This window comes from Ruegeria sp. CDSA241, from assembly GCF_059611265.1.
This window is the reverse complement of the sequence record NZ_JBXWPF010000035.1, coordinates 1-9,310: the sequence shown is the minus strand read 5'-3', so window position 1 is coordinate 9,310 and position 9,310 is coordinate 1. Positions and strand designations below refer to the sequence as shown.

Sequence of the window (9,310 nt, the reverse complement as noted above, 5' to 3'; positions counted from 1 at the left end):
AAACCATCATCTCAATGGATCACAGGCCAATGATGCACTAACAATCAAATTGAACCAGTCAGATGAGGCTGCTCAACAAACAATCATTCATAAGGGAGTAGCAGTTGTTTTAGCCCTCGAAAAGTTTGATGTTAGGTTTGAAACTCTATCGCTTTGGGCTCACACTGGACGTCGAATGCGATGCAGCATCCGGTGATATGCTGCACCGGTCAACGTCGGGTTGTCGAAGTGGGAGGGAATGGCGGTTCGGAGGATCAGTCATGGAAACACCAAACTTACCCGCCATTCGCGCGCTTCGCCCGGCCTGAAACAAGGGCCGGATCGTAGGACAAAAGCGCCCTCTGAAACCAAAACACATCTGGGCGATCAGGGTTGGACTTGAGCTAGCCAAAATCCACCGGGACTTTGTCGTCTTCAATATGGCAATAGACAACAAGCTCCGAGGCTGCGATCTGGTCCGAATGCAGGTGGTCGATGTAATGGCCTCCGGACAGGTCAAGGAACGAGCCTCCGTTCTGCAGAGTAAGACGCAGAAGCCGGTGCGTTTCGAGATCTTCGAAGGCAGACGTTTGTCAGTCGCGAAGTGGATGGAAAACCCGCTGATGGTTGGTTCGGAATACCTTTGGCCTGGCCGGTTTCATGAACGACTTCATATATCAACGCGCTAATATACGCGGATCGTACGGGATTGGGTCACTTTGAAAGTGCCTTATTACGGGGCTTATAGTTTCCACGCTTCTTTGGTGCGGGTTCGTTGGCATCAACGATAGCAACCAGTTCAGCTATATTCCAGAGGCGATCAGCCAAACCCGCTTCCATTGGAGGTGTCACCTTTAACGTCTGATGCACCTTCACAGAGTTGTAGTACATGAAACGCAGCGCAACGGAGTGCATGCGGTTTTCAACCTTCTTGCTGAAACCACTTGTCAGGCGGGTAAAAGGGCGCATGGGCATACGCATGGTCAGGTTTTGACACTCAACATTCGACGTGCTGATCAGAGATTTGTCGGTGCGACCTGACCTAGCTCGCCAAGGTGACTTTGCAGAGCGTTGATCAATTGCGTGCGTTGCCGAGCCAACAATTCCCGGGACCGAAGAACCATCGCTGTCGCCTAGGTCTCTTCACACTTCACAGCAACAATGCGCATCGTTGGTCGACTTGCAGCTTCACAGTTCTGCTTCTGCATCGTCCATATCGTTCTTCTGACGTTAGACGAATGGCTTCACGTGGCCGGATTGATCAGCCTGACTTTGTGACCCAAACGACCGATCTCGCGCGCCCAATAATGCGCACTGGTGCAGGCCTCCATTGCAAACACGCTACGCGGGAATTTGGCAAAGTACTCGAGGACCTGGCCCCTGCGCAGTTTCTTCTGAAGAACCGGGTGACCTGTTCTAGCCGCTCCGTGCACCTGGAACACATTCTTCGCCAAATCCAGGCCAATCATGCCAATCTCTTCCAGTGACGCCTCCATTCAGTTTGTTTGCAAACCCACAATGGCACACCGAGGCCAGCGGGGGCGTCTACACCTTCAGAACCGTTCAAGGGTCGTGTTGTGGCCAAGTCGTCGGTCCTGGGTGTGAGGTCAATGAATTTGCGCGACGACATGATCTACGGCCCAATCACCTGTCGACGTGGCAACGGTTGGCAATGGACGGCTATACGTCATCAGATGTATTGAGACAGATGGCGGTTTGGCTTTGTTGTGTCATCGCTCATCTGGTTTCAAGCAGCACGGATGGTGGCATTCCAGACGTCAAATAGCTCAAATCGTTTAAGAACGATGCGCTCAAACTATGATCTGGATCAAAATGTACCAGCCTCAGAACGATTATGCAGTAAACTCAGAAAAGGAATCAGAGATAGCCAGGTCAAAGCGATATGAGTCAACTGACCAGCCGACGCGTGTTTTTGGGCGTCACCGCATTCCGGGAGGACAGTAATCTTGTTCGACCTCCGGGTTCGGTTGTGCCTGGTTTTGCAGATCAATGCAGTAAATGTGGCGACTGTGTCGAGGCTTGCCCCGAAAGTGTGATTACCATTGGTCAGGATGGGTATCCGGTGTTTCAACCCACCGAGGGTCCCTGCACTTTTTGTGGGAGTTGCGCTCAATCCTGTCCCACGGATGCCCTGGACATAGAACGCCTGCAAGATTGGCCGTGGCGTGCGTCGGTCGAAGCTGCGTCCTGCCTGTCTGTCAATGGGGTCAGCTGTCGGGTGTGTCAGGACAATTGCGAACAAAACGCCATCAGCTTCAGGCTGCAACTGGGTGGCCGCGCGGATCCATCTTTAGACCTCGACGCCTGCACTGGTTGTGGGTCGTGTACGGTGTCCTGCCCGGTCAATGCCGTCACATTGAAACGCCAAACCATATCTCAAACGGAAGTCAGCCAATGAATATCTGCGGATGCCTTTTACATATCGCGCAAGCGCACACACTGGCGGCGTCCGAGGCAATGAAAGACACCGCCGGTGTCGAAATTCACGCCGAGGCCGAAGACGGCCGTTTCGTAATTGTTGTCGAAGACACGCCGACACGCCTTGCGTCCGAGATCATCATGGACCTGCACCAGATCCCCGGGGTGATTTCTCTGACGCTGACGTACCACCATTTCGAGGACATTGCGGACGGCCATCCGCATCCCGATGCCCCAAGCCAAACCACCAGCCGGAGGCCCACGCTATGACCATATCAGAAACTCGTCGGACATTCCTCAAGGCCTCAGCGGCCGCAGCTACGGCCTCTGCCGCAGGTATTCCTCTAGCCACTGGTCAGGCTGCCGCGCAGGTGGGCACCCCTGACATTCGCTGGGACAAGGCCGCCTGCCGGTTCTGTGGCACCGGCTGTTCTGTGCTGGTCGGCACCAAGGACGGGCGTGTTGTCGCCACTCAGGGTGACCCAGACGCGCCGGTCAATCGCGGGCTGAACTGCATCAAGGGCTATTTCCTGTCCAAGATCATGTATGGCAAGGATCGCCTGACCACCCCATTACTGCGCAAGACCAACGGCGAATATGACAAGAACGGTGAGTTTGAGCCGGTCAGTTGGGACGAAGCCTTTGACGTCATGGCTGCCAAATGGAAAGAGGCGCTGGCCAAGAAGGGCCCGACCAGTGTCGGCATGTTCGGGTCAGGCCAGTGGACGGTTTGGGAAGGCTATGCTGCTTCGAAATTGATGAAAGCCGGGTTCCGGTCCAACAATATCGACCCCAACGCGCGGCACTGTATGGCGTCCGCGGTCGTGGGCTTTATGCGTACCTTCGGAATTGACGAGCCGATGGGTTGCTATGACGACCTGGAACACGCGGATACTTTCGTGCTGTGGGGATCGAACATGGCCGAAATGCACCCGATCCTGTGGTCGCGCCTGACCGACACGCGCCTGACCAAGCCCGGATGCGAAGTGCATGTTCTATCGACATTCGAACATCGCTCGTTCGAGCTTGCCGATAATGGCCTAGTGTTTAACCCGCAGACCGATCTGGCAATCCTGAATTACATCGCCAATTACATCATTCAGAACGGCGCGGTGAACGAAGAGTTTGTCAACAAACACGTCAACATCACCAAGACCGCCACCGATATCGGTTATGGTCTGCGCGATACAAACGCGCTGCAGCAAGAGGCAGAGAACCCAAACTCGGGCAAGCTCGAGACGATCAGCTTTGAAGAATACGCCGAGGCGGTCGCGCCTTATACGTTGGAATACACAGCCGAACTGTCTGGCGTGCCCGCCGATAAACTTGAGAAGCTGGCGCAACAATATGCAGACCCGAACCGCAAAGTGATGAGCTTGTGGACCATGGGCTTCAACCAGCACACCCGCGGATCGTGGGTGAATTCGCTGATGTATAATGTACACCTGCTGGTTGGTAAGATCTCAGAACCCGGCAACTCGCCTTTCTCGCTGACCGGTCAGCCCTCGGCCTGTGGAACCGCGCGTGAGGTGGGCACGTTCGCCCACCGCCTGCCTGCTGACATGGTGGTGGCAAATGACGAACACCGTCAGATTTGCGAAACCGCCTGGAACATCCCGGCAGGCACTATTCCACCAAAGCCCGGGTTCCATGCTGTCTTGCAGCACCGGAAGCTGAAGGATGGTGAACTGAATGCCTATTGGGTGCAGTGCAACAACAACATGCAAGCGGCACCCAATATCAACGAGGAAGGTTACCCGGGCTATCGCAACCCGGAAAACTTCATCGCAGTCTCTGACCCTTATCCAACAGTCACGGCTGTCTCTGCAGATTTGATCCTGCCCACCGCCATGTGGGTCGAAAAAGAAGGTGCCTATGGCAACGCGGAACGCCGTACGCAGTTCTGGCGTCAGCAGGTGAAAGCGCCCGGCGAAGCAAAATCGGACCTGTGGCAGTTGATGGAGTTTTCGAAGCGCTTCACCGTTGAAGAGGTCTGGGATGAAGAACTGCTGGCCAAGATGCCCGAACACCGCGGCAAGACCATGTATGATGTGCTTTACGCCAACGGATCGGTGGACAAGTACCCCCTAGCCGAAACTGCGGAAGGCTTTGACAACGACGAATCCGAGCATTTCGGGTTCTACGTTCAGAAAGGCCTGTTTGAGGAATATGCCGAATTTGGCCGTGGCCACGCACATGACCTTGCGCCGTTCGAAACCTATCACCAGGCGCGTGGGTTGCGCTGGCCGGTCGTGGACGGGCAAGAAACCCTTTACCGCTTCCGCGAAGGGTACGATCCGTATGTGCCCGAAGGCGCGGATGTTAAATTCTACGGTCACAAGGACGGCAAGGCAAAAATCATCTTTGCCCCCTACGAACCCGCCGCAGAAGAGCCGGACGAAGAATATGATCTGTGGCTGTCGACCGGTCGCGTGCTGGAACATTGGCATTCAGGCTCGATGACACGCAGGGTGCCGGAACTGCACCGGGCCTTCCCGTCGGCAGTTGTCTATATGCATCCACAAGACGCCAAGGATCGCGGCCTGCGCCGCGGGCAGGAAATCGTGTTGTCGACCCGCCGTGGCGAGGTCACCAGTCGGGTTGAGACACGCGGGCGCAACAAGGTGCCGCGCGGCTTGGTCTTTATGCCGTGGTTTGATGAACACCAGTTGACCAACAAGCTGACGCTGGATGCAACCTGTCCGCTGTCGAAGGAAACCGACTACAAGAAATGCGCCTGTAAGGTCGAGCGCGCGTAATCGGCACGGATCGCAAAGGTAATCCCCATGCCCCTCGCCGAAACACCCCTTTCGCCGAAACGTCGCCGCTTCCTTCAGGATACGGCGCGTGCGGCAGGCGGCTGTATGGTCGCCGGATCACTGCTGGCCTGGCTGGCCCGCGACGCCCGTGCATTGTCGGCCGAAGCTTTGCGCCCCCCCGGCGCGCTGCCAGAGCGGGAGTTCTTGTCGGCCTGCATTCGCTGCGGGCTGTGTGTGCGAGACTGCCCCTATGATACTTTGAAACTGGCCGAGCTTGGGTCGGATGCCGGGGCGACGGGCACGCCATATTTTACTGCTCGGGATGTGCCTTGTGAAATGTGCGACGATATTCCTTGTGTTGCCGCTTGCCCGACCGGTGCGCTAGATCCCAAGTTGGATAACATTGACGATGCCAAAATGGGCGTCGCGGTTTTGGTCGATCAGGAAAACTGCCTGAACTTCCTGGGATTGCGGTGTGACGTTTGTTACCGTGTCTGCCCGGTGATTGACGAAGCGATCACTTTGGAAACGGCGCATAACGCCCGCTCGGGCCACCATGCAATGTTTATCCCAACCGTACATGCCGACCGCTGCACCGGCTGTGGCATGTGCGAAAAAAGCTGTGTTCTGCCAGAAGCCGCAATCAAGGTATTGCCGGCACGTCTTGCGCGGGGCAGCAGCGCGGATCATTACCGCAAAGGTTGGGAAGAAAAAGATGCCAAGGGCGCGCCGGTTGTTGAAGGCATAATCGACCTGCCCGACCGCCTGCCCGGCCCGGGGGTCGACAATCTGATCGCACCGGGTGGTTTTGAACCCGGCTATGATCTTCCAGGGGTGGGACAATGACCACCCGCACACATATGCCCATAGGCCAAGAAGCCGTGGCGGTCAAAGGCTGGGTCGGCGCGCATAAATACCTGATACTTCGCCGTATCAGTCAGCTGTTCTTTCTGGTCCTGTTCCTGTTGGGACCCTGGTTCGGCATCTGGGTCGTTACAGGTACCTTGGCAGGATCGCAGACCCTGGGTGTACTGCCGCTGACGGACCCATTCATCCTGTTGCAAAGCATCATCGCCGGGCATTGGCCGGCGATGACCGCTTTGATTGGCGGCTTGATCGTCATGGTGGCCTATGCGCTGGTCGGGGGCCGCGTCTATTGTTCGTGGGTCTGTCCGATCAACCCGGTGACCGACGCCGCCAACTGGTTGCACAGGCGGTTGGACTTGCCGAAAGGTTGGCAACCTAAACGGCGCACGCGGTTGTGGATATTGGCCACGGCGCTGATCGTCTCGGGCCTCACCGGCGTGATCGCATGGGAGATTATCAACCCAATCACCATGTTGCATCGCGGCCTTATCTTTGGGGCCGGATTTGTCTGGGTCATGGTCGTTGCGATCTTTGTCTTTGATGTGTTTGTCGCCCGTCACGGCTGGTGCGGCCACATATGCCCGGTCGGTGCGTTGTATGGCCTGATCGGCACCAAAAGCCTGTTACGGGTCAGCGCGGTTAACCGCTCGGCCTGTGACGATTGCATGGATTGTTATGCCGTATGCCCCGAAAACCACATCATTTCGCCCGCGCTGAAGGGCAAGCCGGGTGCCACGCCGCTGATCCTGTCAACCGACTGCTCAAACTGCGGTCGCTGTATCGATGTCTGTGCAGTTGATGTCTTCAAATTTACTCACCGGTTCGACGACCAAGTCGCCGCACCTTCCGATCCAGTTCCCGCGCCTGAACCGCGCGTAGCCAGACCTATTTAAGGGAGTGCCGAGATGAACAAGCCAATCCTCACAGGTGTCGTCGCCCTGATCCCCGTTATATTCCTGAGCGGGTTCGTCCTTGCGCAATCTGCGACGGTGCAAACCCTGCGTGGCGCCGAGGTGGATGAACCCATTCCGTTGGACCGGATTCACAAGAACGTGGAAGGACGGATGCAGCGCAACTATCGCCAGCAACCACCGCTTGTCCCCCACTCGATCGAGCAATACCAGATTGACGTGCGCACCAATCAATGCCTGTCCTGCCATGACTGGACCAAAGCCGGGGAACGCAATGCGCCGACCCTGTCGATGACCCATTATCTGGATCGTGACGGCAATGAGTTGGATCACATCGCCGGGACCCGTTATTTCTGCAACCAGTGCCACGTGCCTCAGGCTGATGCGCCTGCGTTGGTCGACAACGTGTTTGAACCCTCGTCCGGCAACTAATCCAACGCATGTCTGAAAGGAGCACCAAGATGGCAGACTCCCCCGAAAACCGCGGTTGGATCCGCCGCCTCTGGAACGCGATCTGGACCCCGGCTGTTATGTTCAGCTCGGGCTTTCTGATCCTCGCCGGGTTTCTGGCCGGTATTCTGTTCTGGGGTGGGTTCCACTGGACATTGGAACTGACCAATACCGAGGAATTCTGTACCTCGTGCCACACGATGGAAACCAATCTGGGCGAATACCGCGAGACGATCCACTATAACAACCACTCCGGTGTCCGCGCGATCTGTTCTGACTGCCACGTGCCACATGAATGGAACCACAAGATCAAGGCCAAGATCATGGCTGTTAAAGATGTCTATCACGAGCTTGCCGGAACCATCAGCACGCCTGAGAAATACGAAGCGCATCGGCTAAGTATGGCTTCGGCGGTCTGGAAAAAGATGAAGGCCTCTGACAGCCGCGAGTGCCGCAACTGCCATAACTTTGACTATATGGATTTCACCATTCAAGAAGCACGCGCTGCATCGGAACATCAGCGGGCAATTGACAACAACATGACCTGCATCGACTGCCACCAAGGCATCGCACACAGCCTGCCGCAGGGTTATCAGGAAGAATACCAGAAAATCACCGATGCGCTGGCTAATAAATCCGCAGGTAACTTGCAACAACAGGTTGCAGACGGCAGCGCAGAAATCCGGTCATACCTGACCACACAGTCGGACTGAAAAGGGGTAAGTTATGCTGGAACTTCTGGGAACAATCGGCGGCAACATCATCGGCCTTCCAGGCATTCTGGGCGTTGCGCTTGGCATGATGACGCGCCGCCTCTGGCTGGGGGCCATGATGGGCGGTTTGATCGGCATTGTTGGGACGCTGCTGTTTGCCCATTGGGACTTTGCCAATGTTGCAACGACCGAACTTTTGATCGCCATTGTTGTGGGTCTGTGTGCCGGGACACTGGGTTCTGCGATCCGTATCAAAGGGGCAACGGTCTAACAGAAAGACCGAAGCGTGCTGGGCAATGGCGGCGTAGTGATTGGTCCTTTACCCGATGCTCTGGGGTAGATAGCGGCTAGGTGCAGAAGGGCTCTGATGGAATGGACATCCCCTGATTTCTCATCTGATAGGTTTTCGAGATGGAAGCCGTCAGAACTATCGAGCAATCCGTGCCGAGGGACCATTGCTCGCGTTGGTGTAGATTTTCAGCTGCAGCCCACGCGCCACTGGAGCATTCGACCACGCCTTGCAATGGACAGGTATTACGACATCTAGCTGCAATAAAATAGATATCATATCAAACCCTTAAAGATAGTGTTTCAGCCAAATTGATTCAGGAAAGTAGGCCTCAATGAGTCCACCGCAGATTGATTCCATATCTTATTGCGCACAATGGCGCCCCTAAGCGCGTAATCCTAGGAACCATGATTGGCCTGGCAAGATCCGGGCTCTGCTTGTCCTACTCCCACCATTTTGTACTGCGCAAAAAAACAACCTGTTCTGGCGCAAAAAGTAACAGCGCAGCCCGCACCGCCGCACTTGTTTTAGGGCCAGCAGGATTTGGACAAGCCAAACGCCTCTGGCCATCTGGGGTAAGACGCTGCCTTTCCCCTCGGGCAACCCTATTAGACAACACCGTGTCCTCGGCTGCGCCTATGGACCGCACAAGACGCTGTACAATCGATGGAAACGGTGGAGCGACAAGGGCATCTTCGCGCGAATGATGGCCGGTCTGGCCGCCGAGCACGGCGAACAGAAGACTGTGATGATCGACGCGACCTATCTGAAGGCTCATCGGACAGCGACCAGCATGGGCGTCAAAAAGGGGGGCGTGGACGCCTGATTGGCCGAACCAAGGGCGGCATGAACACCAAACTGCACGCCATCTGCGACAGTCAGGGACGCCCGCTGAACCTGTTC

Annotated in this window: 10 protein-coding genes and 3 pseudogenes; 11 read left to right on the top strand and 2 right to left on the bottom strand. The window is 56.0% G+C overall.

Annotated features, from left to right (window positions below; genetic code table 11):
- Positions 1-196: hypothetical protein (locus AC2FJV_RS20045; protein WP_271952802.1), on the top strand; the 196-nt coding region annotated here is incomplete at its 5' end.
- A 497-nt stretch (positions 197-693) separates the two neighbouring features.
- Here the strand turns inward: AC2FJV_RS20045 and AC2FJV_RS20040 are convergent.
- Together AC2FJV_RS20040 and AC2FJV_RS20035 are read right to left on the bottom strand one after the other, a co-directional pair.
- A pseudogene (locus tag AC2FJV_RS20040) lies at positions 694-1,029 on the bottom strand (IS1 family transposase); the annotation flags it as partial.
- A pseudogene (locus tag AC2FJV_RS20035) lies at positions 1,011-1,475 on the bottom strand (IS110 family transposase); the annotation flags it as partial. The pseudogenes AC2FJV_RS20035 and AC2FJV_RS20040, both read right to left, overlap by 19 nt.
- On the opposite strand from AC2FJV_RS20035, the gene AC2FJV_RS20030 reads away from it, so the two are divergent.
- The 10 genes and pseudogenes from AC2FJV_RS20030 to AC2FJV_RS19985 all read left to right on the top strand — a co-directional run.
- A complete protein-coding gene (locus tag AC2FJV_RS20030) occupies positions 1,463-1,765 on the top strand; it encodes a transposase (RefSeq protein ID WP_496694684.1) in 303 nt (100 codons plus the stop codon). The pseudogene AC2FJV_RS20035 and the gene AC2FJV_RS20030 overlap by 13 nt on opposite strands.
- A gap of 117 nt (positions 1,766-1,882) precedes the next feature.
- On the top strand, positions 1,883-2,398 hold the full coding sequence (gene napF / locus AC2FJV_RS20025) for a ferredoxin-type protein NapF (protein ID WP_496714478.1): 516 nt from the start codon (positions 1,883-1,885) through the stop codon (positions 2,396-2,398).
- Entirely contained in the window at positions 2,395-2,688 is a 294-nt protein-coding gene (locus tag AC2FJV_RS20020) for a chaperone NapD (RefSeq protein WP_496714476.1), read from the top strand. Before napF ends, AC2FJV_RS20020 begins: the two co-directional genes overlap by 4 nt.
- Positions 2,685-5,177 (top strand): nitrate reductase catalytic subunit NapA, encoded by a 2,493-nt coding sequence (gene napA, locus AC2FJV_RS20015; protein ID WP_496690623.1) that lies wholly within the window; start codon positions 2,685-2,687, stop codon positions 5,175-5,177. The genes AC2FJV_RS20020 and napA overlap by 4 nt, the downstream gene beginning before the upstream one ends.
- Before the next feature lie 27 nt (positions 5,178-5,204).
- Positions 5,205-6,023: a ferredoxin-type protein NapG gene (napG, locus tag AC2FJV_RS20010; RefSeq protein WP_496709119.1), complete on the top strand. Its 819-nt coding sequence runs from the start codon at positions 5,205-5,207 to the stop codon at positions 6,021-6,023.
- Complete coding sequence (napH, locus tag AC2FJV_RS20005; protein WP_496714475.1) at positions 6,020-6,937, top strand: quinol dehydrogenase ferredoxin subunit NapH; 918 nt, start codon at positions 6,020-6,022, stop codon at positions 6,935-6,937. The genes napG and napH overlap by 4 nt, the downstream gene beginning before the upstream one ends.
- Before the next feature lie 12 nt (positions 6,938-6,949).
- On the top strand, positions 6,950-7,387 hold the full coding sequence (locus tag AC2FJV_RS20000) for a nitrate reductase cytochrome c-type subunit (protein ID WP_185956760.1): 438 nt from the start codon (positions 6,950-6,952) through the stop codon (positions 7,385-7,387).
- A gap of 29 nt (positions 7,388-7,416) precedes the next feature.
- On the top strand, positions 7,417-8,118 hold the full coding sequence (locus AC2FJV_RS19995; protein ID WP_185956761.1) for a NapC/NirT family cytochrome c: 702 nt from the start codon (positions 7,417-7,419) through the stop codon (positions 8,116-8,118).
- A 13-nt stretch (positions 8,119-8,131) separates the two neighbouring features.
- Entirely contained in the window at positions 8,132-8,389 is a 258-nt protein-coding gene (locus tag AC2FJV_RS19990; protein WP_142640413.1) for a hypothetical protein, read from the top strand.
- A gap of 655 nt (positions 8,390-9,044) precedes the next feature.
- A pseudogene (locus AC2FJV_RS19985) lies at positions 9,045-9,310 on the top strand (IS5/IS1182 family transposase); the annotation flags it as partial.

What these genes read in the sequence shown, in the direction of transcription:
- napF (WP_496714478.1), top strand. Translation starts at nt 1,883, where the DNA reads ATGAGTCAACTGACCAGCCGACGCGTGTTTTTGGGCGTCACCGCATTC.
- AC2FJV_RS20020 (WP_496714476.1), top strand. Translation starts at nt 2,395, where the DNA reads ATGAATATCTGCGGATGCCTTTTACATATCGCGCAAGCGCACACACTG.
- napA (WP_496690623.1), top strand. Translation starts at nt 2,685, where the DNA reads ATGACCATATCAGAAACTCGTCGGACATTCCTCAAGGCCTCAGCGGCC.
- napG (WP_496709119.1), top strand. Translation starts at nt 5,205, where the DNA reads ATGCCCCTCGCCGAAACACCCCTTTCGCCGAAACGTCGCCGCTTCCTT.
- napH (WP_496714475.1), top strand. Translation starts at nt 6,020, where the DNA reads ATGACCACCCGCACACATATGCCCATAGGCCAAGAAGCCGTGGCGGTC.
- AC2FJV_RS20000 (WP_185956760.1), top strand. Translation starts at nt 6,950, where the DNA reads ATGAACAAGCCAATCCTCACAGGTGTCGTCGCCCTGATCCCCGTTATA.
- AC2FJV_RS19995 (WP_185956761.1), top strand. Translation starts at nt 7,417, where the DNA reads ATGGCAGACTCCCCCGAAAACCGCGGTTGGATCCGCCGCCTCTGGAAC.
- AC2FJV_RS19990 (WP_142640413.1), top strand. Translation starts at nt 8,132, where the DNA reads ATGCTGGAACTTCTGGGAACAATCGGCGGCAACATCATCGGCCTTCCA.